A 25333-nucleotide genomic window follows, 5' to 3' on the forward strand; every position below is an offset into this window, starting at 1 on the left:
AACTATGAGTTTTTGTCAGTGAACTATGAGTTTTTGTCAGTGAACTATGAGTTCGAATTTTGTAAGTCATTTATTATGAGAATACTTGACATAACTCATTTTAAAAAGTATAATTTCTAATTATGACTTTTTGTCCGTAGATAAAAATAACATCTATTTTATGGGGATTTTAAAAAATTTAACTATGACTTTTTGTCAGTTAAAATGTATTTTTGTCTTTGAATTATGAGTTTTTGTCCGCGAGAAATAGCTAAAAGGAGATAATGTGGCTAAAAAAATAGATAAAAATGAGATCGTTGAAGTTAGAAATTTATCAGATAGAAAAACCATAACCCAGGCAAATGCTATGATAAATTCTAAATATACTTTAAATTTAAGCGAACAAAGGCTAATTCTTCTTGCCATAGCACAAATTGACAGCGTAAATGATGAAAGTTTTTTTAAATTCAGCTGCACTGTAAGAGAGCTTGAAAAAGAACTAAATATAGATTTAAATGAAAATAGATTAAAAGATTTAGCGGTAAATATATTAAAAAAACCTTTATTGATTAAGGATGGAATAAATTGGATTGCTTGTAATTGGTTTAGTAGTTTTAAATATTATGGGGGAGAAGCTAGAATGGAATTTAAAATTAGCGATGATTTAGTTCCATATTTATTAAAATTAAAAGAGAAATTTACAACTTATTCTTTGGAGGTTGCTATACAATTTCAAGGAAAATATACTACAAGATTTTACGAATTTTGTATGCAAGTTAGAAACCAGGATAAAAAAGAGATTAATTTCGAGCTTGATTTTTTATATGAGCTTTTACAACTTCCAAAAAGTTTAAGAGTTTTTGGAGATTTTAAGAGATATGTTTTAGATCCGAGCATCGATGAAATAAACGAAAAAACTGAAATCAAAGCAAATTATGAAGCAATAAAAACAGGTCGTAAATATACAAATTTGATTTTAAGCTGGGAATGTGCCTAAATTTTTATTATTTTATGATATAATTACATTTATATTATTTTTTGGAGTAAAAATGAATTATTTGCCGTATAGCTCGGGGGGGGGGGGAGCAGAAGCCCACTAAGTTTTGTTTATCAAAATTTAATCTCTATTTTTACACAAAATTTATACTTTCTACATTTTTTAAAAATCAATCTTTTACTTTTTATAAGGAATTTAGCAGATGAACGCTGAATTTCAAGATCGCATAATTGTTAAGATCAAAAGAGAACTTGGAGATGAGATCTTAAATTTTCTTTATGATGATGAAACAATAGAAATTATGCTTAATTCTGATTCGAACCTTTGGGTTGAAAAACTAGGGCAAGATATGCAATGTCATGGTAAATTTTCAGAATCAAAAGCAAAATCTATAATTGGATCAGTTGCTTCTTTTTTAGATACAACCGTAAATGTAGATAATCCAATACTTGAATGCGAACTCCCAGTTGATGGCTCACGCTTTGAAGCACTAATTCCGCCAGTTGTGGCAACTCCAACTTTTACCATACGAAAAAAAGCAATCAAAATTTTTACCTTAGATGATTATATTAAATCAGAAATTTTAACACCAAAACAAAAACAAATAATTGAAAAAGCAATTTTAGAAAGAGAAAATATTTTGATCGTTGGTGGAACAGGAAGTGGAAAAACAACTTTTGCAAATGCAATAATTGCAGGTATTGCAAGACTTACACCAGAACACAGAATTATAATCATAGAAGATACAGCAGAATTACAATGTGCTTCAAAAAACAAAGTTGTATTAAGAACTAGTGATAAAGCTGATATGCTAAGACTTTTAAAAGCAACAATGCGTTTAAGACCTGATAGGATAATTGTTGGAGAAACTAGGGGAAAAGAAGCTTTGGATCTATTAAAAGCTTGGAATACAGGTCATCCAGGTGGAATTGCAACAGTTCATGCAAATTCTGCTTATGGAGGACTTACACGACTAGAACAATTAATTAGCGAAGTATCAACTACAAATATGAGCGAACTCATCGCAGAAGCTGTAAATTTAGTTGTTTTTATCAAAAAAACAAACAACGGAAGAAAAATAAAAGAAATTATAAAAATTTCAGGTTTTAACAATGAAAATAAAAAATACATTTTTAATCAAATTTAATTTAAGGAGAAAATTATGTTGAAAAGATATTTAATGCTTTTCTTTATTTTTGGTGCTGTGTTTGCATTTGCTTCAACAACAGGTGGAGGATTACCTTGGGAAAGCCCACTTCAAACCATTAAAGCAAGTATTACAGGTCCTGTTGCTTTTATTATTTCTTTATTGGCAATAGTCGCAGCTGGTGTTGGACTTGTATTTGGTGGAGAATTTTCAGGTTTTGTTAAAACTCTTATATACGTAGTTTTGGTTGTTGCTTTAATTGTTGGTGCTGTAAATATTATGAATATGTTTGGGGCTTCTGGGGCTTTAATATGAGCGAACAACTACAAAGAGCTGATATATATTCGGCTCTAAATAAGCCAAATTTGATTTTTGGTGCCGATAGAGAGTTGATACTTGTAACAGGTGTAATCAGCTTTGCATTAATTTTTACAGGTCTTACGTTTATAACTACTATTCTTGGTTTATTTTTGCTTTTCTTTTGTGGTTTTTTTCTTAGACTTATGGCAAAAAGCGATCCACTAATGAGATTTATATTTATGAGACAATTAAAATATAAAAACTTTTATGTAGCGAGATCAACTCCATTTATAAAGGCTTAATATGTTACCACTTAAAGAATTTAGATCAAGTAATTTAGCCTTCCCCGACATATTAAATTATGCTAGTTTTATTGATGATGGAGTGCTTTTAAACAAAGATGGAAGTCTTACAGCAGGATTTTATTATAGAGCTGGGGATATTTCATCTATGACATTTACCGATAGAAATTCTTTAAGTTCAAAAATTAACACAATTCTTACAAGGCTTGGAGACGGTTGGGCTGTTCATATAGATTGTTCAAGACTTAAAGTTGAAAATTATATCGATGGAAAAACACATTTTTCAAACGAAATAGCTCAAATTTTAGAAAACGAAAGAAAGCAGTATTTTAAAAATGTAGAGCATTTCGAAAATATTTTTACAATAATTTTTACATATTTACCGCCAAATAAAAATATATCAAAAATTACAGATATGATGATAATCGATGAAGGAGTTACCAAAAATCAAAGTCAAAAAATATTAGAATATTTTAAAAATTCAATCGAAGATTTAGAAAGAAGTTTAAGTAATTTTATAAAAATTGAAAAGATGAAACAAAGAGTGGCAATTGATGAATACAATAATGAGTATATTTTAGATGATATGCTTGAATATATTAATTTTTGTATTTGTGGCAATAGACAAAGAGTTATACTTCCAAAAATTCCTATGTATCTTGATTGTCTTCTTGGTGCAAAAGAATTTATTACAGGAATGAGACCAAAAATCAACGACAAATATATTGGAATTGTTGCAATTGATGGTTTTCCAAGTGATAGCTATCCAAATATCTTAAATTTACTTACAGAACTTGGTTTTAATTATAGATTTAACACTAGATTTATATTCCTTGATAGCCAAACTGCTTTAAAATCATTAAATAAATACCGCAAAAAATGGCAGCAAAAAACAAGGGGTTGGCTAGACCAGCTTTTAGATAGACCATCTACAAGAATTGACGAACACGCTGTTTTAATGGTAAAAGAACTAGATAGTGCAATTACTGAAATAAATAGTGGGCTTTTAGCTTATGGATATTACTCTGCAAATATTTTAATTTTTGATGAAAATATCGATAAATTAGAAGAAAATTTAAAAGAAGTAAAATCAGCCCTAGAAAAACTTGGTTTTATGGCAAGAGTTGAAACGATTAATGCAGTTGAAGCTTATCTTGGTTCGCTTCCAGGGTTTGTTTATCCAAATTTAAGAAGACCTGTAATAAATACTTTAAATTTGGCTCATCTTATTCCTCTTGCTTCAATTTGGGCGGGAGAAAAATATAATCCAAGTGATAAATTTCCGCCAAATTCTCCGCCGTTAATGCAAGTTATTACTTATGGAGCAACGCCTTTTAGATTAAATTTGCATGTTGGAGATATAGGGCATACTGTCATATTTGGACCAACAGGAGCTGGAAAATCTGTTTTACTTGCTAATATTCTTTTGGCGTTTCAAAAGTATCAAAATTCTAAAATATTTGCATTTGATAAAGGAATGAGTCTTTTTGCACCATCTATTGCAACTGGTGGAACTCATTATGATATAGCAGGAGAAGGCTCAAAACTTGCTTTTGCACCACTTAGTAATATAAAAACACCTTCTCAAATTGCTTGGGCTGAAAATTGGATAGAAACTTGCCTTAAACTTCAAAATGTAGAAATTACACCAAAATACAAAAAAACTATACACGAAGCAATGTTATCTCACATAAATACAAATTCAAAATCATTAACTGAATTTATATCAAATTTACAAGATCAAACTTTAAGAGATGCATTAAATCATTACGCAATAAGTGGTCCAGCTGGATTTTTACTTGACGCTGAAAAAGATAATTTAAATTTAGCCAACATAACTGTTTTTGAAATAGAAAATTTAATGAATTTAGGCGAAGAAAACATAATTCCAACTTTGCTTTATATATTCTATCGAATAGAACAAAATTTAGATGGAAATCCAACAATACTAATAATTGATGAAGCTTGGATTGCTTTGGGTCATCCTGTATTTAAAAATAAAATTGTTGAATGGCTTAAAGTTTTGAGAAAAGCAAATTGTGCTGTTATTATGGCGACACAAAGTTTAAGCGATAGTGCAAAGAGTGGAATTTTAGATGTATTGCAAGAATCTTGCCCTACGAAAATATTTTTACCTAACAATGAAGCTTTTAACAAAGGAAGTGAAAACACACTTGGTCCTTATGATTTTTATAAAATTTTTGGGCTTAATGATGTCCAAATAAGCATTATTTCAGACGCAATACCAAAAAGAGAATACTATTTTGTATCACCGCTTGGCACTAGACTTTTTAATTTAGGACTTGGAAGAGTAAATTTATCTTTAAGTGCAATAAGCGATAAAAATAGCATTCGAAAAATAAAAAATCTTTTTAATAAATTTGGTAATGACTGGGTATATGAATGGTTTAAAGAAGAAAACATTGATATATCAAATTTAAAGGAGAATTGATATGAGTAAAAAATACATTTTATTCTTTGGTGTTTTAGCAACAATTTTTAGTATAAACATAAATGCTAGTGAGCTTACAGGAGATACTAAACTTGCTTGTGAAGCTCTTTTATGTTTATCAAGTGGCACAAGACCAAGTGAATGCAGTCCGTCGTTAAACAGATATTTTTCCATTAAAGAGAAAAAATGGAAAGACACAATAAAAGCTAGGGCTGATTTTTTAAAGCTTTGCCCTGTTGATGGTGCAGATATAAAAGATCCAATTTTTGCAGATCTAAGAGATAATGTTTTACCAAATTCAGACCCTAGAAAATGCACTGCTAGTTACTTTAATTCCCACCCTGAAACAAAATGTGTAAGAGAAAGTTGCGGGGAAAGAAGATGTCGTTGTGTAGAGTATAAATACAGACCAAAAACTTCAATTCCAAGTGAGTGTCAAAGATTGATTACTCATCAATACACAAACATAAGACCAAAAAATATCTGCCAAAACACAAAATGGTATAGCGATGATGAATGGTATAGCGGTTATACCCAAATAGAAATTTCAAAAGAAGAATATTTAAAACTAAAAGATAGCGAAATTGAAGTTAGTTTTTCTAATCCATATATCAAAAGAAGAAGGGCAAATTTAAATAGTCCATTAAATAAATTTTATAAAAAAGCACCAATACAAAAAGATTGCTGGATAAATGAATAAAGGATTTAAAATGAATATTCTTATTTCAAAAAATAAAAAACAAGCTATAAAAAAATTATCTATTGCTGTTTTAACTTCTATGTTTTTAACTACAAATTCATTAAATGCAAGTGGTATTCCAACAGTTGATGTTGCTGCGATAGCACAAGCTGTTATGAATTACGCTCAAATGATGAAAGATTACACAATGCAAATTCAACAATACGAACAAATGTATTCGCAGCTTCAACAACAAATGAGAATGGTTCAAATGCAAGTTCAAAATTTGCAGAGCTTAAAAAACTATGATTGGAAAGATTTAGGAACTATCCTTTATCAAACAAGAAATGTAATGTCTAAGGTTCAAGGAATTTCATATGATCTTGGAAATGTTTCTAGGGTATTTGAAGAAACTTACAAAAATGCTAATGAATACAAAGATATTTTCAAAAACTCACCAAATGAAAAAAGCAGAAATGAAGCTTATTCAAAACAATATGATGAAATTTTAGCCAAAAATCAAAATACTTTTAAAGGAACATTGCAAAAATTAGAGCTTATGGAAAGTGATTTTGACAATGAAACAAAAATCATAGCAAAATTAAAACAAAGATCACAAAATTCAAAAGGAGCTTTGGAAGTAGCACAAGCTGGAAATGATTTAATAGCTTATCAAATCGATGAAACAAGAAAGCTAAGAAAAGTAATGATGGATCAAAGCAATATGATGACAAATTATATGGCTTCTCAAAATAATAAAGAAATGATGAATAAAGCAGCTTCGGAAAAGCTCCGTGCAGGTAAAAATGACTGGGAAGATAAGAGCAAACCAAACATTTATAAAAAATTCTAATAAGGAATATTTATGTATAATACACAAATTTATTTAAAGGATATGAAAAATGAAAAATATATTTTTCGCTTTTACTTTGTTATTTTTAGTTGGTTGCGAGAAAGAAGCAAAAACAAAAGCTTATTATACAGAGCATTTAGACGAAGCAAAAATAAAAGTCCAAGAGTGCAAAAAAGTGGAGAAATTAAATGAAACACAGCGTCTTGAATGCCAAAATGCTAATTCCGCTATTCTTAGCTCAGGTAAAAATGACTGGGAAGATAAGAGCAGACCAGACATTTATAAAAATTTCTAATTCAAAAACAAGCAGTATATTTAGAGTAATAGTATTGCTTGTTTTATTTACTACTTTTTCTTTTGGTGCGGAAAATTCTGACGATATTTTTTACTTTTTACAAATTGGGTTAAAGTCTTGGGTTCCAACGATAAAAACTGCTTGTTTATGGGTTTTTTGGGTGCTTGTAGTTATAGATATAACTTGGACTTTTGGAAAAATGGCATTAAGTGGATTTGAAATTGGAGAATTCCTTGTAACACTTATTAAAAAAATAATAACAATAGGTATTTTTTTATTTTTATTCAATATAGATAATTGGCTTAAATACATATTTAATAGTTTTATAGAACTATCTGAAAATGTTAATGCTGGCTCGGTGTCAGTAACGCCAAATAATATAATATCTACCTCTTTAAAAATTGTAGGCATAATTTTTGATAAGGTAAGTTTATGGTCGCCTGGTGAAAGTTTTTTATTAGTAATGACTGGACTAGTTATTTTAATTGCTTTTTTACTAATGGCAATAGACTTATTAGTTGCATACATAAAATTTTTTGTAATGCAAATTGTTACATTTTTTGCACTTGCTCTTGGAGGACTTGAACACTTTAAGCAAATCGGGCTTAATCCCATATTGACAGCCATTAAAATAGGAATAGAAGTCTTTATGTTACAAGCACTAATGAGTTTAACATTTAAAACCATACTTGATATAAGTAAAGAATTAGAAAAAGATGTTAATACCACTTTAATTTTACAAATTCTAGCAATATCTTTAATCTTATGTATGATAACAAAAATTATACCAGGAATTATAGAAGCAGTATTTAATGGTGCAATTGGAGATTCAGCAGGTGGTGCAGCAGGTTTTAGAGCAGTTGCTACAATGGCAGGAGCAGCAGCAGCCACAGCAGCTGTTGGTATCGCAACTGGTTCTGTTGGAGCTACAAGAGCTATGAAAGCAGCTAGTGATGCCCATTTTCAAAACACTCCATATCAAGCACCAAAAAATACACTTGATGCAATCAAACAAACTGGAAAGCATACAATGGGTATAGCTTCGGTTCTAGCAGGTGCTACAAAAGAAAGCTTAAAAGGTAGTTTTTCAAATTTATCAGATAAAGCTACATCAAAAGGCAGAATGAATGATATAGCAAACAGAATTAGAGAAAAAATGTCTCCAATAGATGAAACTAAAAATGTAAGCAGCGGAACAATTTCAGGTGCAAATAAAAATGAAACTTATCACTCTGGTATAAATTCTTAAATAAGGTAAAAAATGAGTAAAAAAATAGATGAAACAAATCCATATTTAGACGCAAAAAGAGAGTGGCTTGAAAGATATGGAAATTATATATCTCAAAAAAGAAATTGGCAAATAATCGCAGTTCTTAGTGCGATTATCTCTTTAATTTGTGTTATTTTTCTTGGATACTCTACTACGCAAAACAAACTAATCCCATATGTGATAGAAGTTGATAAACTAGGAAATACTTCAAAAGTTGGAATAGTCCAAAATATAGATTTAAAAAATCCCAATGTTATAAAATATAGTCTTAATACTTTTATTTATTCTTGGCGTTCTGTGTGGGGCGATGTAGAAATTCAAAGAAAATTTATATTTGATGCATATGCCTACCTTGAACCAAATTCAAAAGCATTTAATTTTATAAATGAAGAATACAGAGAGAAAAATCCATTTAAGCAAGTAAGTAAAGAAAATGTCAGAGTAAAAGTTAAAAGTATTGTTCCACAAAACGCTGATACTTGGCAAGTTGAGTGGGAAGAAGAAACTAGAAATTTAAAAGAAGAGATTATTTCACAAATAACTTATAGGGGATTTTTCCAAGTTAAACAGATTGTGCCAACAACAGAAGAGCAAATTTTAAAAAATCCTTTGGGAATTTTTATATTTGATCTAAATTATGCAAAAATTTTATAAGGAATTTATATGAAAAAAATACTAGTTTTAAGCTTTTGTGCTATGGCTCTTTTATATTCTAATGGCTTTGATGAAAGAGATTATATAAATTTAACACCGAAAGAAAAGAAAGATTTAGAAATAGCTCAAAAATGGATAGACAAAAAAACAACTACAATAAAAGGCGAAAATGGAGAGATTATTTTTCTTTTTGGTGATGCAATGCCAAGTATAATCACAGCTCCACTTAGACTTACAGATATAGTTTTAGAACCAGGTGAAATAATAAAAGATGTCCAAATTGGAGATAGCATTAGGTGGGTTATATCTTTAAGCACAAGCGGAGAAGAACCACTTATAACTTCTCATGTAATTATAAAACCTGTTGATAGCGGACTTCAAACTACACTAAATATTATGACAAATAAAAGAGTTTATAGGCTAAATTTAATTTCAGAAGAGAAAAAATTTATGCCAGGTGTTGCATTTCACTATCCAAATAACATAACAAACACTTTATCAAATTATAAAAAAGAGCTTCAAGCAAAATCAAATTCAAAGAATTTTTATAAAATCAAAGATGATAAAATTCCTACAAATATTGAAAATTTAGATTTTGGCTACACCATAACAGGAAATGGGGAATTTAAACCGCTTAGAGTATATAACGATGGAATCAAAACTTACATACAAATGGCTAAAAATTTGAAATTTTATGAAGCTCCTGCTTTGATGATATTAGATTCAAAAAACAAAGAAGAAGTAGTAAATTACAGAGTTAAGCAAGATATGTATATTGTTGATAGATTGTTTAATAAAGCAATTTTACTTTCTGGTGTTGGTAAAAATCAACAAAAAATTATCATAACCAAAAAATCAAACAAAGCAAACCAAGAAATTATAGACAATGTTTTATATGACTTATCACTTGCAAAGGATAAAAAATGAAGCGTATTATTTTTATTTCTTTGATGGCTTTATGCTTTACAGGTTGTGCTAAATTTAACCCACAATACTTTAACTCAACTATTGAGCGTCAAACTCAAAGTATAAATTTTAACATTTTAGCTGATGATATGGTTGATTTTATATCGATTAATTTTTTAGCAAATACCACAACTTTTTATATTCATACAGATGATTTAGATAAAAATTTTTATGATTATTTAACAAATAAACTTAGAAATAAAGGTTATGCAATTAGCGATAATAGCAGCATTAAAGGGCTAACTTTTTTAAGTTATAATATTTTTGAACAAGATAATAAAATTTATTTGAGCTATAACCTAGATGAGAAAAAAGTTAGCAGAGCTTATGAAATAATTGATAATAAACCAGTTCCAATAGGTAACATTACAACTTTCAATTTTAACAATTAAGGATAAAATATGGGAATTTTAGACGCCGATAGCTCACCAACAAAACTATCAAATAATAAAAGATTATCGAAATTTCCAATTATTATAATTTTTGTTATTATTGTTTTGGTGTTACTTGCTATTATTTACGCTGCACTATCAAAATCTCAACAATTAAAAACACACCAAGAAACAACTAAAACCGAGCAACAATCCCAAACCCAAAACAAAGATGTAAAAGCCTATGTCAATTCATTAGAAGAATCAGGCAAAGAAACAACAAAACAAGTTCCAATCTTAGCAACAAAAGATGATTTTCAAGCAGATAAAAATTCTACAAATATCGAAGTAAAATCAGATAATCCACTAGGAAAGCCTGTAAATTTAATGGAAGAAACAAATCAATTAAGCGAATTTGAACTTAGAGAGCTAGAATTAAAAAACGAAATGAGACTAAAAGCATTAACAAGTATTTCAAAACTCGATGTAAGAAATGAAGAAACAAACAACAAAAATACCGCAGATAACTATCCAAATTTAGACGCAGTAACAAATCTACAAAATCAAAGTTTTGGAGAAATTTCAGAACAAGATAGAGATAAAAAAGCAGAAATTTTTCTTTCAAAGAAAAAAGATAGCGGATATTTAGCTCAAATTAAACAAAAGCCTTTTAGCGAATTTGAATTAAAAGCAGGTTGGATTATTCCAGCAGTTTTAATCACAGGAATAAACTCGGATCTTCCAGGTGAAATTTTAGCTCAAATTTCACAAAATATTTATGATACCGCAAGTGGAAAACATCTTTTAATTCCACAAGGAAGCAAGGTCGTAGGCAGCTATTCAAGTAATATAGTTTATGGACAAAAAAGAATTCTAGTTGCTTGGAATAAAGTTATTTTTCCAAGTGGAGATACTTTAAATTTATCAAATATGCAAGGAACAAGCACAGATGGTTATTCAGGCTTTAAAGATAAAGTAAATAATCACTATTTTAGAATTTTTGGTTCAGCTTTACTTTTATCATCAATTACAGCTGGAATTTCTTTGGCAGATAAATCAGACGGACACCAAACAGAAACAGCCTCTGATAAAGCTATGTCAGCAGCTATAAATCAAATCGGACAAGTTGCAAGTGAGATGATAAGAAAAAATATGAATATCGCTCCAACACTTGAAATAAGACCTGGATATAAATTTAATATTTTTGTTACAAAAGATATTATTTTAGAACCCTTGGAGACATTATATGAGTGATTTAGAAATTTTTAAAATAAGTATAACTCTTATGGAAGCCTTAAATGGGGATAGGGAAGCTATTGCAGATTTATCAGGCTTTGTAAAAAATCACCCTGAAATGTTTAAAAATAATGAAGAAGTTGCAAAAACAATATCAGAAGTTTTATTAGAACATAATCTAGTTTCAAAAAACCATAGGACAAAAGCCGAAAATGATCTGTTTGTTGCCAAACGAAATCTAAGCTTTGAAGATAAAATGGGCGATGTTGGAATTAGAAATGAAGAAGGAACAAATAGAATTTACCATGTTTTAAAAAGAAACCCAAATGAATTTAACAGATTATTAAGAAGAGCTGAAAGATTACAGCTGCTGGTGGAGACGTCTAAAACCCACACTTCGAGACCTGCCGAACAAGACGCTGATATAAATATATCTGGCGATAAAACGCATTCAGCAACTGTAACAAAATCTAAAATAGCAGCAGGTGGTAGGGACGCCCACACCCCCTACACTCAAGCCCAAAGTCTTGACGGGCGACTGGTTCAAAAGAACATTTCACCTGCTACCGACACGAATATTATACCACAATCACTTTTAAATAACCTAAAAGAGTGTGAAAACATAAATCAATTTGCAAGAGATTTAACTTTAATCATCAAGCAAAATCCAAATCAAGATGTTAAATTTTATGATGATTTAGTAAAAGACGCAAAATTAAAAGTCGATTTAACTAAAATAAATGAAGAAAAATTTACTAACGCCATAAATAGTTTAAAAGAAAACAAAACGGCTTTAATGGAAGCATTAATTAAAACAAATTTAAAATCTATCGGCTCAAATTTAAAGCTAGATAATAGCAAGGGATTAAATAATGTTTGATTTGGCTATTATTGAAAATTGTAAAAATCCAAATGTTGATACAGCCATAATTAGACAAATCATCGAAGTTGAAAGCACCAAAAATCAATTTGCAATTAATGTTAATAAAATTGGTAGTTTTGCACCAAAAACAAAAGATGAAGCTATAAATTTGGCTAAAAAATATATCTCAAATGGATATAGTGTCGATATTGGTTTAATGCAATTTAATTCTAAAAATTTAAACTCTACGCTTTTTTCACATTATAGCGTCGATGATTTATTAGATGCTTGTAAAAACATAAAAGCAGGAAGTGATCTTTTTTATTTAGCGTATGAAAGCACAAATCCAAATTTAAACAAATTTCAAAGAATTACAAGAGCTTTAAGCATTTATAATACAGGTGATGAAAAATCAGGTTTTAATAATGGATATGTAAAAAAATACGCACTATTTTATGATTTGCAAATTTATGAAAACGCTAAAAAATCAAATACAAAACTGACTTTAAATTTTAATAAATACTTACTAAAAAATGATAAATATTTTAAAATACAAGGAGAAAATTATGATTAACACCATAACAATTGCTGGAAGAGTTGTAGCTGATCCAATGATAAATTTTACTAAAAGTGGAATGGCAGTTTTAAATTTCACTATCGCAAACAATAGAAAATATAAAAGCGTAGAACAAACCACATTTATTGATGTAACTCTTTTTGGTGCTTACGCACAATCCTTAGAAAACCACATAAAAAAAGGAATTGCCATTGATGTAGTTGGAGAACTCATCCAAGAAAGATGGGAAAACGATGGAAAAAACTACTACAAATATAAAATAAACGCCAAAGAGATAGATTTTAGAATTCCAAAAAGTATTACAAAAGAACCTTATGAAAATTTAGAAGGAGAATTTTATGAAGATTTTCAATGAATTAGATTTAACACCAGGATATGGATATGAAATAGAACCTGAATTAGCAGAAGAATTAGGAGCATTTGAAGAAGATGCTATTTTAAAAGATGATATAAAAGAAGCGATAGAAGATGAATCATGAAAAATCAAGATTTTATAAAGCAAACAGCAGATAAAATAATAAAAAGTCTTAAAAATGGCACAGCTCCATGGATAAAACCTTGGAAAGCAGATGAATTAAACAACACTCTACCATATAATCCAACCACCAATAAAAGCTATAATGGCATAAATAGTATAAATTTAATGTTGGCTGGATATGATGATCCAAGATGGCTTACATATAAACAAGCACAAAGCATAAACGCACAAGTAAGAAAAGGAGAAAAATCAACTCTTATTCAATATTGGCAATTTAGTGAATTTGTTGATAAAATCGATGAAAATGGAAACAAAGTAGTAGATAAAAACGGCGAAATTCAAAAGATCGAAGTAAAGTTAGAAAGACCAAGGGTATTTTTTGCAAATGTTTTTAACGCTGGTCAAATTGATAATATGCCAAAACTTGAAAACAAAGCTACAATTAGCGAATTTAAAGCCAATGAAAACGCCCAAAAGCTATTAAATAATTCAAAAGCCACAATAAAACACACAGGAAACAAAGCCTATTATTCGCCACAAAAAGATGAAATTGTATTACCTCCAAAGGAAAGCTTTATAAACGAGGGAGCTTATTATGCTACTGCAATCCACGAATTAGGTCATTGGAGCGGACACGAAAGCAGATTAAACAGAGATTTAAACAATCCTTTTGGATCGGTTGGATATGCCAAAGAAGAATTAAGAGCTGAAATTGCTTCTTTTTTATTTAATTCAAAATTGGGACTTGATTACAATCCAAATCAACATATAAGTTACATCGATAGCTGGGTTAAAATTTTAGAAGAAAAACCAACTGAAATTTTTAAAGCTTCATCAGACGCAACAAAAATAGTAAATTTTTTAGAAAATTTAGGTATCGAACAAAAACAAAATATAGAACAAAATAAAAATTTAGATAATATAACACAAAAAAAGGACACATTTATGGCTACTAAAAAAACATATTTATATGTTCCTTTTGATGAAAAAGACAGGGCTAAAAATGCTGGTGCAAAATGGGACAGAGAATCTAAAATGTGGTATGCTCCAAAAGGAACAAATTTAAACAAACTTAGCACCTGGTTAAATCCACAAGAACAAAAAACAACAGATGTTTTTAATGAGTTTAAAAATGCACTAAATGAAGCTGGTTTAATCATTGAAAACGAGCCTATAATGGATGGAAAACTTCACAGAGTAAAAACGATTGGCGATAAAGGAAGAGAGTTAAGCGGTGCATATGTAGGCTTTTTAAATGGTCATCCAGCAGGTTTTATTCAAAATTTCAAAACAGGCTTTAAGGAAAATTGGAAAAGTAGCTTTTCAAATTTAACAAATAAAAACCAAGAAATAGAGATAAAAAACATACAAGAAAATAATAATGCTTTAAAAGCTCAAAGAGAAAAAGAATTAAATGAGGCTTATGAAAAAACAGCTTTAAAGCTTGAAGAAGAATATAATAATGCAAAGTGGGCTAATCAAAATCACCCATATTTTAAAGCAAAAGGACTTACTAAAAACTACTATCTAAAACAAGATAAACACGGAAATATTTTAATTCCTTTAAAAGATATTAACGGCAAACACTGGGCTAGTCAAAGAATTTTTCAAAATGGAGATAAAGTAATAGGAGCTTTAAGATCAACAGAAGAAAAGCAACAAAACATTACTTATCCAGCCAAAAAGCAAGGTAACTTTTTTCTTCTTGGTGCTAAAAATTTAAATAGCGTTAAAGAAGTTTTTGTTTGTGAGGGTTTTGCAACAGCAGCAAGTGTTTATGAAGCAACTAAGAATCCAACTATAATGGGCGTTGATGCTGGAAATTTAAAAATTGTGATAAAAAATGTAAAAGAGAAATTTCCAAAAATGAAAATTACAATAGCAGCTGATAATGACATAAAAAAAGAGCTAAATAATGCAGTAAATGTTGGTAAAAAAACAGCTTTTGATATACAACAAAAAAATGACAATATTAAGGTTGTATTGCCAAATTTCACAAATGAAGAAGTAAATAAAGGACTAAGCGATTTTAATGATTTAATGCAAAGTAGAGGACTTGAAGAGGTAAAAAAGCAGATTAAAGAACAATTAGTAAAACAACTAAGAACAGAAAAAGCACTAAACCAATCAAAATCTATAAAAAGAGAAATTTCAGCAAAAAAAGATATTGCTATATCTTTGTAAGGCAAAACTATGAAAAAAGAGACAAATCAAGCATTAGCTTATGTGTATGGAATTTTAACTATTTTTATAGTGTTACTAATTATAAGCTCAATTTCAACTCAATATATTGCAAAATCATTTAACTACTCTCCAAATTTAGGCGAAACTTGGATTTATGGCTTATATAATCCTTTAAGTTTTATCTTTTGGAGTAAAGATTATTACTCTTTTTATCCGGCTTTTTTCAATCAATTTTTTGTATTTTTAAGTGCTGGGATAGCATTTAGCTTCATTATGTTTATTATAGTTAGGCTATTTTTTATAAGAAAAGCAAAAGCTATAAAAGATCTGCACGGATCAGCAAGATGGGCGAATTTAAAAGATATTGAAGAAATGGGAATATTAAACAACGATGATGGTGTTTATATTGGTGGATTTTTACATAAAAAAACAACTTATTATCTAAAACACAACGGACCTGAACATATCATCGCTTTTGCACCTACAAGAAGCGGAAAAGGCGTTGGGCTAGTATTACCAACTTTATTATCTTGGAAGCATTCAGCACTTATAATAGATATTAAGGGCGAACTTTGGAATTTAACTGCTGGTTGGAGAAAAAAGTATGCAAATAATAAAGTTTTAAAATTTGATCCAACTTGCACCGATGGAAGTGCGGTTAAATTTAACATTTTAGAAGAAATTAAAATTGACACAATTCACGAGATAAAAGATACCCAAAATATCGCAATCAATCTTATATTTAAAGGAGAAAGTCCATCAAATAACATACAATCAAATACAAGTTATTTTAAAAATGAAGCTGTTTCATTTTTATCTGCGATAACTTTATTTATGTTACACCAAGCAAAAACACAATCTAAAAACACCCCTAGTTTATATGATTTGTATAAATTTATAAACGACCCTGATTTTTCAATTGATGAGCGTTTAGCTGAAATGTTGGATTGTGATTTAGAGATCGAAGAAACTTCAAAAGATATGATAAAAAGTATAGCAAAATCAATGTCAAATAAAGCTCCACAAGAATTAAGCGGCGTTATAGGCTCAACAAACGAAGCTTTAAATTTATATATTGATCCAATCATTGCAAAAAACATATCAAAGAGTGAATTTAAAATAAGAGATTTAATGAATTATGATTTGCCAGTTAGTCTTTATATAACCATTCCACCAAGCAATATGGATAGATTAAAACCACTTAATAATCTTTTAATAAATCAAATTTTAAGAACTCTTACTGATGAATCACTAAAATTTGAAGATGGTAAAGGAGTTGAAAACTATAAACATAGACTTTTATTTATGGGTGATGAGATAGTTTCTCTTGGAAAATTAGGTTCTGTTGAAAATAATATCGCCTATGCAGCTGGTTATGGAATAAAATATTATTTCATTATCCAAGATATTTCACAACTCCATAATCTTTATGGTAAAGATGAAAGTATTATATCAAATTGCCATGTAAGAATTGCATATGCTCCAAATAAAATAGAAACGGCAAAAGTTTTATCTGAAATGAGTGGAAAAGCAACTGTTATTAAAAAAGCAATTACAAGCTCAGGTAAAAGAATGTCTGTGATTTTAGATAATGTAAGTGAAACTATCCAGGAAACACAACGCCCTATAATTACAGATGATGAATGTATGAGAATAAAAGCAGCAAAAAAAGATAAAAAAACAGGACTTATTACAGAAGCGGGGGATATGCTTATTTTTATAGCTGGATCTTTACCAATTTATGGAAAACAAATACTTTTTTTCAAAGATGAAACTTTTTTACAAAGATCAAAAATTAACCTAGATAATAAATTAAGCGACATCATAAAATAAAAGGAAAAATTATGAATTTACACTTTGTATTAAACGCAAAAGGTGGCATTGGAAAAAGTTTTATAAGCTCACTACTTTGTCAATATCTACTTTTTAAAAATGAAAGTATCTTAGCCATAGATACAGACCCAAACAATACAACTTTATACAATATAAAAGCACTAAAAGCTAAATTTTTACAGCTTATTTCAGAAGATGGAAATTTTAATGTTAGAGAATTTGATAAAATTATAGAAATTGCTTTTGATAAAAAGCATGATGATATTATAATCGATAGTGGTGCAACTACTTTTATACCATTAGTTAGCTATTTAAAAGAAAATGAAATCATAAATTTACTAAAAGATAATGAAATAAATGTTTATATGCATGTTCCAATTGTTGGCGGACAAGCAAGAGATGACACAATTTTAGGATTAACCCAACTTATACAAGCATTTGATAACTCTTTTGTGGTGTGGATTAATGAATATCACGGAAAACTACTTAAAGATAATAAAGAATTTGAAGAGTTTGAAGAATATCAAAAAATAAAAGAAAAAATAGTGGCAGTTATTTATTTAAATTTACTTAGTAAAGATACATTTGGTAAGGATTTAAACGATATGACAAGCTCAAATTTAACATTTGATGAAGTTATGAAAAATAAAGATTTTTCACTAATGAGCAAACAAAGACTTAAAATATTTAGAGATAAGGCTTTTAAACAATTAGAAATATTTTTATAATATTGTAAAGATATGATTTAAATATCATATAATTATCTTTAAAATATTTATATAATATTAAATATAAATATTGTATAATTAGATAAATTTAAAAATAAGGAGATAAAATGACTTACCCAGAAGTTAATAGTTTAGAAGAAAGTTTGGCGATACTAAAAAAATATAAAAATGAGCTTAGTAAAGATGATTATGATAATATAAAATCAGTTATAGGCTCTCACGCAATAGAAAATGAGTATTTAAATGAAATAGATATAGAAATGCTTGTAGATAAGGCAATAAATAATAGAACAACCGAAGAATCAATAAACAGACTAAAAAATAAAGGCTTATTGTGAATGATATCTTTGAAGAGCTAATTACAAACAATAAATTAGGAATTAAAAATTATGATAAATTTGAAAAAACAAGTAGAAAATATACTGCCAATAGAATATTTGAAATTCAAAAAAATCCCATTAAGGGAAATTTTGATTATCAGCACTTAAAAGATATCCATAAATTTATTTTCCAAGATGTTTTTGAATGGGCTGGAAAAGATAGAGCTGAGCTTAGACTATTTGATACTTTTGCTAAACGATCACCATTTAATCCAAATTATATACAAAATTTCGTTCCAGGTAAAGAACTTAAAAAATATTCAAAAATAATTTTTGATGAGTTAAAAGAACAAAACTATCTAAAAAATAGCAAAGATTTAAATTCTTTTGCAAAAGGTATGGCAAATTTTTTAATGGAGTTAAACGCACTTCATCCATTCCGTGAAGGAAATGGTAGGACGCAGCGGATATTTTGCAATGAATTAGCTAAAAATGCAGGATATAAAATGGATTTAAATTTAATTTCAAATGAAAAAATGCTAATTGCAAGTGTTGAAGCTTCTCAAATAAAACCTGCAAAACTCGAAGCACTTATAAAAGCAAATTTAAAGAGCTTTAAACAAAATTTAGCCAAAGAACAAGGAATATTTTTTTAATGTCTAAAACATATGATTTAAACATTTTAAAGATATTTTTTAGATATTCTAATAATATTAAATACTTTTTTATAATCTTAATTTCATTTATTCTTGTTGGTGTGCTTATTTTTTACACTTTTAATCTTAAATTTAATACAACTGCTTCGATGCCACTTGGAATATATCAAATCCAAAATACTACACCAAAAAAAGGAGATTTAGTTATTTTAAAAATTCCACAAAATAGTGAAATTTTATTAAAAAGAGTAGTTGCTGCAAATGGAGATTTTGTAAAAGTTGATAAAAATGGTGTTTTTATCAATGAAATTTTAGTAAAAAATAGCACTATTTTTAAATTTGATACAAAAGGTAATCCTTTACAGAACGCAAATATAAATAGAAAATTGCAACCAAATGAAATTTTTGTAATGGGAGATCATAAAAGAAGCTTTGATAGTAGGTATTTTGGGATTATAAACACAAACGATATAAAAATACAAAAAGTAAGAGAAATTTTAACCTGGAACAACAATGGATAAAAAAGCTATCATAAATGAAATCGCACAAAAACACAATATTATTTTAGATGAAAATGATCCAATTTTGGCAGTTGTTAGTGCAAATGAAACTATATTTAACGAGTTTGAAAAAAGACTTGAAAACATGTTAATAAAACAAAAAATGGATTTAGAAAGCTATAAAAATAACATTATACAAGAGTTTAAAAACCAAGATAAGATTATTTTTGATATTTTAGAACACACTGCAAAACTTCAAAACTCACAAATCAAAATAAATACTGACAATGATACAAATAAAAAAGACACCAAAGATATAAATTATAAGATAATTTTCATTTCTGCTGGTCTGCAAATTATATTTTTTCTTGTTGGAATAATTATCGGAATTTTTCTAAACTTGAACTAAATTTGATTTTTAAATGAAAAGTGCAATTTTCAATACTAAATTTTATAATGATGATATTATGGGCATTTGTTAAATTTAAAAAATCTACTTTAAGTTTATAAAGCTTAAAGTAAGTAAATTTGTTTAAGTTTTAATGTAAAATTTGGGAAATTTAGCATAATTCTTAAAAAATTAGGTTAAAGAATTTGTATGAAAATTTTTAAATTCTCATACAATCAGTTACATAAAATTAAATTTTATTATTCGAATAAATCATCTATATCTGTTTTATCTTTCGGAAAAACAGAATTTAATGTATCAAGGTGTTCTAATAAATCTTGCTTTATATGTTTATTTTGCATTGGATCTAGCTGAACTATTATTCCTTCTTTTCGTGCTAATTTAATTGCTGGAATAAAATCACTATCGGCAGTAATTAAAATAATTTTTTCAACCTGTTTTTTATTAGCTAGTGTTGCCATGTCTAAACCAATTTTCATATCAACACCTTTTTGTTTAAGATCCATTATAAAATCTTCATCTTTTAATTCTTGTATTGACACTTCACCGTGTATAACTTTTTTAAATAATTTATAATTTTTAAATTTCCATTGTATCAAGTTTGCATCAAAGTTTCCAAGTCTTACAGAACAATAGGGTTGCTGTTTTAAGTCAGATAAAAGTGCTTTTCTAAATTTAAAGAGATCAGTATTTCTTAAATTTAATTGCCTCTTACTTATTGGTAAAGTAACATCTTTTTCCAGTGGTTCACAATCATAAATAAATATTCTATATAGATAATCATTGTTCTTTAACACAGATTTATATATATAATGTCTAAGTCTTTTTGCTATATCTTCAGAATTTGAGACATTAAATTGTGTTTTATATCTTTTCAAAAAGAAAGATAAATCAACTAGCACAGCTGTTTTAAGTGGTTTAAATATCTTGCTGAAATCGGTTTTATAATTAGTTTTAGTTCCCATAATAAATTCCTATAATAAAAATAAATTAAATAAAAGTGCTAAAGACGCTTCCTTAATAATTATATAAGACGTCCATTAGCACACAAATAATTTGCCGTATTATACATTAATTTTAATATATTTGTCAATACCTACAAATAAAATTTTAAGCATTGTAATGTTTTAACTAAAAATCTTAAATCTTATATACTGGTTGATACCCATACCGATATTTTGAGCCTCAATACTTACCCTTTCAAACTCATCGTTTGTAAAATACATCAAAAAAGTTTTAGACCTTTTTTGTCTTTTTGGTGTTAAATTTGATGTCTCACCTCTTGCATTTTCGATAAATTCATCTTCTTTTTTTGTTGTTTTTTTAAATCCCATAATATTTCCTTAACATTTAAATTATATAATTAAGATATTTTATAGATACTTTTTTAATATCCAAACAATATCTAGTTAAAATATTCTTTTGCTACTTGTAAAAGCTCTTTATAAAATGCTTCAAAATCTTGTAAAGCCTTATCATCACTTTTACAAAATTCTTTTATGCTTTTTCCCTCAACTACTGCTTTTTTATAAGCTTGTCTTTCATAAATTACACTTTTTAAAAGAATTAAATCAGTTAAATTTCCTTCTTTTTTTACTTCATTTATATATTTTTGTAAGTTCTCTAACTCTTTTGATAAAAATGGATTTGTAGAAGAGCGGTTTATTAATAAAAGTGCTAGTAAATTTTCATTTAGTTCTTTTACTTCTGCATAAATTTCAAGCATATGATCCAAAACACTAACATCATATTGAGAAGCAATTACTGGAATTATGATGATATTTGAATTAAGCATTGCCTTTCTCATCTCTTTACTATCTCTTCCGCCAGTATCAATTACAATACTATCAAAATTTTCTTTCATCCTTTTTATTTCATCACCTAGACTAAGACCTGTTTTTGAAACATTACTAAAAAGTGGTTTTAATTCGTTTTGACTTCTCATATCTGAAAAAACTTCGGTTGATCTTTGCGGATCTGCATCAATTAATAAAACATTATCCCCATCAAATGAGAGCATTGAAGCTAAATTTACAGCCAAAGTTGTTTTTCCACTTCCGCCTTTTTCATTTACAATAGAAATTACCATAAAAATCCTTTTTTCGTAATCATATCTAAAAAATATTAAAATAAAATTAAACAAATATTTTTACAATATTATTAAAATATCTAATTAATATTTATATTGAATTTAATACCAATACTTCCTGCGTTTTTTTGGTGTTAATTTTAACATTTAAAGAGTTATAATAACTTTTTATAATCTCGAAATTGCTGCCTAATTCAATAGCATTGATCTGCTTATTTATTTTGGAAATTTGCATATCATATTTTTCTAAATATGTTTTAGTATCTACTTTTCTATTTTCATAAAAACCAACTGCGATGTCTTTTACCTTATCAGTATTTTGCAATAAATATAAAAATTTTTCAAATTTTTCAAGCTCTTTATCTTTACCCTCAGAGATAAAATTTAATCTTACCTCTTCATTCATAGCAGAAATTCCACTCATATTTTTATCATCAACATAAAGTCCATCGATTTTTATATCCACTTTTTTTGTTTTCATTTGACTAATTATTTTTTTATCAAAATCAAGCATTTTAAAATCACCCTCAAACAATGAAACACCTGTATTTTCCAATTTGTTTTTTAATCTATTTAAACTTTTTATGCTTTTTTCTCTTATATCTTTTTTTAGTTTTTTATTTAAAAGAATTTCATTTGATTTTATCTCTATAATTTTTTTAAGATATTTTTTTGCTTTTATATCTTGCTTTGATTGTTTATTGATGATATTTATTTTTTCCATATTTTTATCAGTAAATTTAACATCTAAATTATACTCATTTACAACTTCTAAAATTTCTTTTTTAAAGTTAAAATCGCCTGTTATATCAAGTTCTTTTCCGAATCTATCAATAGCAATTTCTAGTGTTTTTAGTAAAAAATCTCTATTGTTGTTTTGCAATGAAATCTTTAAAAAATTTCCCTTATCGATTATTTTATTTTCATCATTTTTATAAACAGCAAAGCCCTCTTTTGTTATATAATCAAAATCTTTAAAAATTTTAGGTTTATCGTTTTTTGAAAAAAGGTTATTTTCATTTATATCTAAATTTGATTTATTTCGTCTAAGTGATAGGTAAATTTCTTCATTTCCCCTATCTTCTAAAATTTCATCTATTAAAAAATCTCTATAAGATTTATACTTGTATTTTTGATAGATAAAATCCCTTTTTTCTTTTACTTTTTCTCTTTTTTGGCTTTTTGAAGTATATTTGTTTTTATAAATTTTTTGAATTTCTTTTTCTAAATTTTTAAGCTCTAATTGTTTTTTATGTTTTTTTTCATTTTCCAAAGCTCTATATACATTCCAACAATTGCTATGAATTTGCTCTTTTTTCGTCGGTTCATAATTAAAACTACTTTTTTGATTAGATTTTATATTTATAAAGGTATCTAAATTTATTTTTCCAAATCTTTTTTCAAGCATTTGTTTGGATAAATTTCTATTAATACTACTTGCTTTACAAAATAACTTTTCGCTTTTACTTGATATACAAAAACCATTTCTTCGCTCTTTAAATTCAAGATCATGCTGACCTAATAAATAAACTATTTCGTCGAATTTTAAATCCTCTTTTTTAAAAATATTTTTTAACTTGTTATCTAATTTTTCTTTTACCCAACTTTCAAACGACAAAGTGTAGCTATGATCATATTTTTTACTTTGTTTTTGAAAATTTGACATGTGATTATCTTTTTTAAGATTATATTTTCTTTCAAGTTTTATAGCTGTTTCTTGTAAAATTTTAACATCATTGTATGGGTTTTTTACCCTACAAGTAATTGGATCTATTTTATTTATTGCAATATGCATATGTAAGTTATTTGTGTTTGAATGAACTACGCTTAATCTTTGATGATTTTGCATTCCTAAGGCTTTGGCAATCTCATCTTCTATTTTTTTCATTAGTTTAATACTTGGATTTTCATCTTCTCTAAAAGAAACAACTAAGTGCATTGTCTTATCTTGTTTTGTGGTAGTATTTAATTTTTGAGTATTTAAAATTTCAGCAATATTATCTTCTTTGGTGTTAAACGAGCAGTTAGAAAAATTATAGGCTTCAACTTTTTCCATTTCATTTTTTTCATCCAGTATATAATTAATTAAAATTTTAGCATTGCTATTATTTTCATCAAGTATATAATTTGCTAAATTTTTAAAATTTGACTTATTTTTTTTAAATAAAACTTTTTTAATTATCATCGATCTCTTTCATTAATTTTAAGGCTTCTTGTTTTAATAAATCTTGCAGCTCTAAAATTTCATCAACTATCTTATCTATGTCATCATAACTTCTTTTATCAGAAAAATTAGGTTTTTCATCATAATTTAAAGTAAGCCAATATTTAAAAAGACCGCCAAGCCTACCAATATCACCAGCAATATTTAACATTTCTTTTATAGCTCTTTGATCTACTATGCAAGTTAAGGGATAATTTAAAGATAAATCTCTTAAAAACCTTGAAATATTTAAACCATAATTTTTACTTTTTTCTTTTAAAATTTTATACTCTTCTTCACTTACTCTTATGGCTATTCTTTTTGTTTTATTCATTTTTACTCCAAATTTTTTAGAGCAGCTTTGCTGCGATAAAACTTAGCAAATGTTCGACATTTGCATATCCTGTCCTTTTACTCCAAGAAATTATACTAAATTATAAGACATTATCAAAATTGAGTTATGTAAATGTATTAAAATGCGGTATAATGTCTTATAATTTTTCATTAAAAATTGTTTATAAACTCGGTAAATTAGGGTTTTGAAATAAGAAATTTTAAAAAGGATAAAAAAATGGCAGATAATGGTTTAAAAAGAGGTGAAGCTAAAATTGAATTTTTTTCAAATTTAGAATATTTAAAGCAAGAATTTAAAAATGGATTTGTTGTTTCAAAAGCTCTTTACAATAAGGCAAAACTAGAAAAAAATTTAAAGCTAAGTTATGAGCAATTCAATAAATATTTTAATGATGTATTTAAAAATGCTCACAATCAATTAAAAATGGCTCTAAAAAGTAAAAACTATTTAAAAGAATATCAAAGTAGCACCAAAGATAAAAAAATTGAAAATGAGCCTTTAAAATTAAAAATACAAACTAATTCTAAAAATGTGTTTAATGCTAAATTTGGAAAAGAGTTTAAAGATGAGGATATTTTATGAAAATTAAGAAAATTTTAAGAATTGCTCTAAAAATATTAAACAAATATTAAACTTAG

Annotated in this window: 30 protein-coding genes; 25 read left to right on the forward strand and 5 right to left on the reverse strand. The window is 27.5% G+C overall.

Features of this window, described 5'->3' with window-relative positions; genetic code table 11:
* The first annotated feature begins 265 nt into the window (after nt 1-265).
* From HMPREF9309_RS08490 to HMPREF9309_RS08605, 24 genes are all read left to right on the forward strand, one after another.
* Nucleotides 266-976, forward strand: a complete 711-nt coding sequence (locus tag HMPREF9309_RS08490) for a replication initiation protein (RefSeq protein ID WP_016647499.1) — start codon at nt 266-268, stop codon at nt 974-976.
* A gap of 202 nt (nt 977-1178) precedes the next feature.
* Nucleotides 1179-2123: a P-type conjugative transfer ATPase TrbB gene (gene trbB / locus HMPREF9309_RS08495; RefSeq protein ID WP_016647500.1), complete on the forward strand. Its 945-nt coding sequence runs from the start codon at nt 1179-1181 to the stop codon at nt 2121-2123.
* A gap of 18 nt (nt 2124-2141) precedes the next feature.
* Complete coding sequence (locus HMPREF9309_RS08500; protein ID WP_024962031.1) at nt 2142-2438, forward strand: TrbC/VirB2 family protein; 297 nt, start codon at nt 2142-2144, stop codon at nt 2436-2438.
* A complete protein-coding gene (trbD, locus tag HMPREF9309_RS08505; protein WP_016647502.1) occupies nt 2435-2725 on the forward strand; it encodes a conjugal transfer protein TrbD in 291 nt (96 codons plus the stop codon). Before HMPREF9309_RS08500 ends, trbD begins: the two co-directional genes overlap by 4 nt.
* 1 nt (nt 2726) lies before the next feature.
* Nucleotides 2727-5177, forward strand: coding sequence for a VirB4 family type IV secretion/conjugal transfer ATPase (locus HMPREF9309_RS08510; RefSeq protein ID WP_016647503.1), 2451 nt, complete (start codon nt 2727-2729; stop codon nt 5175-5177).
* Between the two features lies 1 nt (nt 5178).
* Entirely contained in the window at nt 5179-5877 is a 699-nt protein-coding gene (locus HMPREF9309_RS08515; RefSeq protein ID WP_016647504.1) for a TrbM/KikA/MpfK family conjugal transfer protein, read from the forward strand.
* 10 nt (nt 5878-5887) lie between these two features.
* Nucleotides 5888-6709, forward strand: a complete 822-nt coding sequence (trbJ, locus tag HMPREF9309_RS08520) for a P-type conjugative transfer protein TrbJ (RefSeq protein ID WP_016647505.1) — start codon at nt 5888-5890, stop codon at nt 6707-6709.
* 49 nt (nt 6710-6758) lie between these two features.
* Nucleotides 6759-7004 (forward strand): EexN family lipoprotein, encoded by a 246-nt coding sequence (locus HMPREF9309_RS08525; RefSeq protein ID WP_016647506.1) that lies wholly within the window; start codon nt 6759-6761, stop codon nt 7002-7004.
* Nucleotides 6958-8253 carry a P-type conjugative transfer protein TrbL gene (gene trbL / locus HMPREF9309_RS08530; RefSeq protein WP_016647507.1) on the forward strand — a complete coding sequence of 432 codons (1296 nt, stop codon included), beginning with the start codon at nt 6958-6960 and terminating at the stop codon, nt 8251-8253. The genes HMPREF9309_RS08525 and trbL overlap by 47 nt, the downstream gene beginning before the upstream one ends.
* A 12-nt stretch (nt 8254-8265) precedes the next feature.
* Complete coding sequence (locus HMPREF9309_RS08535; protein WP_016647508.1) at nt 8266-8928, forward strand: VirB8/TrbF family protein; 663 nt, start codon at nt 8266-8268, stop codon at nt 8926-8928.
* A gap of 9 nt (nt 8929-8937) precedes the next feature.
* On the forward strand, nt 8938-9855 hold the full coding sequence (gene trbG, locus HMPREF9309_RS08540; RefSeq protein WP_016647509.1) for a P-type conjugative transfer protein TrbG: 918 nt from the start codon (nt 8938-8940) through the stop codon (nt 9853-9855).
* Complete coding sequence (locus HMPREF9309_RS08545) at nt 9852-10286, forward strand: hypothetical protein (RefSeq protein ID WP_016647510.1); 435 nt, start codon at nt 9852-9854, stop codon at nt 10284-10286. Before trbG ends, HMPREF9309_RS08545 begins: the two co-directional genes overlap by 4 nt.
* A 15-nt stretch (nt 10287-10301) precedes the next feature.
* A complete protein-coding gene (locus tag HMPREF9309_RS08550; RefSeq protein WP_034908057.1) occupies nt 10302-11519 on the forward strand; it encodes a TrbI/VirB10 family protein in 1218 nt (405 codons plus the stop codon).
* Nucleotides 11512-12381, forward strand: a complete 870-nt coding sequence (locus HMPREF9309_RS08800; protein ID WP_016647512.1) for a hypothetical protein — start codon at nt 11512-11514, stop codon at nt 12379-12381. Before HMPREF9309_RS08550 ends, HMPREF9309_RS08800 begins: the two co-directional genes overlap by 8 nt.
* The gene (locus tag HMPREF9309_RS08560; RefSeq protein ID WP_016647513.1) at nt 12374-12937 is read left to right on the forward strand and encodes a lytic transglycosylase domain-containing protein; all 564 of its coding nucleotides are present in this window, start codon (nt 12374-12376) and stop codon (nt 12935-12937) included. The genes HMPREF9309_RS08800 and HMPREF9309_RS08560 overlap by 8 nt, the downstream gene beginning before the upstream one ends.
* Nucleotides 12930-13295, forward strand: coding sequence for a single-stranded DNA-binding protein (locus HMPREF9309_RS08565; protein ID WP_016647514.1), 366 nt, complete (start codon nt 12930-12932; stop codon nt 13293-13295). The genes HMPREF9309_RS08560 and HMPREF9309_RS08565 overlap by 8 nt, the downstream gene beginning before the upstream one ends.
* Complete coding sequence (locus HMPREF9309_RS09075) at nt 13279-13419, forward strand: hypothetical protein (protein WP_016647515.1); 141 nt, start codon at nt 13279-13281, stop codon at nt 13417-13419. The genes HMPREF9309_RS08565 and HMPREF9309_RS09075 overlap by 17 nt, the downstream gene beginning before the upstream one ends.
* Nucleotides 13416-15602 (forward strand): zincin-like metallopeptidase domain-containing protein, encoded by a 2187-nt coding sequence (locus HMPREF9309_RS08575; protein ID WP_016647516.1) that lies wholly within the window; start codon nt 13416-13418, stop codon nt 15600-15602. Before HMPREF9309_RS09075 ends, HMPREF9309_RS08575 begins: the two co-directional genes overlap by 4 nt.
* Before the next feature lie 9 nt (nt 15603-15611).
* The gene (locus HMPREF9309_RS08580) at nt 15612-17435 is read left to right on the forward strand and encodes a type IV secretory system conjugative DNA transfer family protein (RefSeq protein WP_016647517.1); all 1824 of its coding nucleotides are present in this window, start codon (nt 15612-15614) and stop codon (nt 17433-17435) included.
* Between the two features lie 8 nt (nt 17436-17443).
* Entirely contained in the window at nt 17444-18163 is a 720-nt protein-coding gene (locus HMPREF9309_RS08585; protein WP_024962041.1) for a nucleotide-binding protein, read from the forward strand.
* A 107-nt stretch (nt 18164-18270) separates the two neighbouring features.
* A complete protein-coding gene (locus HMPREF9309_RS08590) occupies nt 18271-18501 on the forward strand; it encodes a hypothetical protein (RefSeq protein ID WP_016647519.1) in 231 nt (76 codons plus the stop codon).
* Nucleotides 18498-19139: a Fic/DOC family protein gene (locus tag HMPREF9309_RS08595; RefSeq protein WP_016647520.1), complete on the forward strand. Its 642-nt coding sequence runs from the start codon at nt 18498-18500 to the stop codon at nt 19137-19139. The genes HMPREF9309_RS08590 and HMPREF9309_RS08595 overlap by 4 nt, the downstream gene beginning before the upstream one ends.
* Entirely contained in the window at nt 19139-19660 is a 522-nt protein-coding gene (gene lepB, locus HMPREF9309_RS08600) for a signal peptidase I (protein WP_016647521.1), read from the forward strand. The genes HMPREF9309_RS08595 and lepB overlap by 1 nt, the downstream gene beginning before the upstream one ends.
* Complete coding sequence (locus tag HMPREF9309_RS08605) at nt 19653-20048, forward strand: hypothetical protein (RefSeq protein WP_016647522.1); 396 nt, start codon at nt 19653-19655, stop codon at nt 20046-20048. Before lepB ends, HMPREF9309_RS08605 begins: the two co-directional genes overlap by 8 nt.
* Nucleotides 20049-20287: 239 nt before the next feature.
* On the opposite strand, the gene HMPREF9309_RS08610 is transcribed toward HMPREF9309_RS08605, so the two are convergent.
* The 5 genes from HMPREF9309_RS08610 to HMPREF9309_RS08630 all read right to left on the reverse strand — a co-directional run bounded on the left by HMPREF9309_RS08610 (nt 20288) and on the right by HMPREF9309_RS08630 (nt 24674).
* Nucleotides 20288-21013 carry an NYN domain-containing protein gene (locus HMPREF9309_RS08610; RefSeq protein WP_016647523.1) on the reverse strand — a complete coding sequence of 242 codons (726 nt, stop codon included), beginning with the start codon at nt 21011-21013 and terminating at the stop codon, nt 20288-20290.
* Between the two features lie 162 nt (nt 21014-21175).
* A complete protein-coding gene (locus HMPREF9309_RS08615; protein ID WP_016647524.1) occupies nt 21176-21382 on the reverse strand; it encodes a hypothetical protein in 207 nt (68 codons plus the stop codon).
* 71 nt (nt 21383-21453) lie between these two features.
* Nucleotides 21454-22137: an AAA family ATPase gene (locus HMPREF9309_RS08620; RefSeq protein ID WP_016647525.1), complete on the reverse strand. Its 684-nt coding sequence runs from the start codon at nt 22135-22137 to the stop codon at nt 21454-21456.
* A 91-nt stretch (nt 22138-22228) separates the two neighbouring features.
* Nucleotides 22229-24322 carry a TraI/MobA(P) family conjugative relaxase gene (gene traI, locus HMPREF9309_RS08625; RefSeq protein WP_016647526.1) on the reverse strand — a complete coding sequence of 698 codons (2094 nt, stop codon included), beginning with the start codon at nt 24320-24322 and terminating at the stop codon, nt 22229-22231.
* Entirely contained in the window at nt 24312-24674 is a 363-nt protein-coding gene (locus HMPREF9309_RS08630; RefSeq protein ID WP_016647527.1) for a plasmid mobilization protein, read from the reverse strand. Before HMPREF9309_RS08630 ends, traI begins: the two co-directional genes overlap by 11 nt.
* 237 nt (nt 24675-24911) lie before the next feature.
* Here HMPREF9309_RS08630 and HMPREF9309_RS08635 point away from each other — a divergent pair, with 237 nt between their 5' ends.
* On the forward strand, nt 24912-25277 hold the full coding sequence (locus HMPREF9309_RS08635) for a hypothetical protein (protein WP_016647528.1): 366 nt from the start codon (nt 24912-24914) through the stop codon (nt 25275-25277).
* Nucleotides 25278-25333 lie beyond the last annotated feature (56 nt).

It is taken from the genome of Campylobacter ureolyticus ACS-301-V-Sch3b, assembly GCF_000413435.1.
Lineage (GTDB): Bacteria > Campylobacterota > Campylobacteria > Campylobacterales > Campylobacteraceae > Campylobacter_B > Campylobacter_B ureolyticus_A.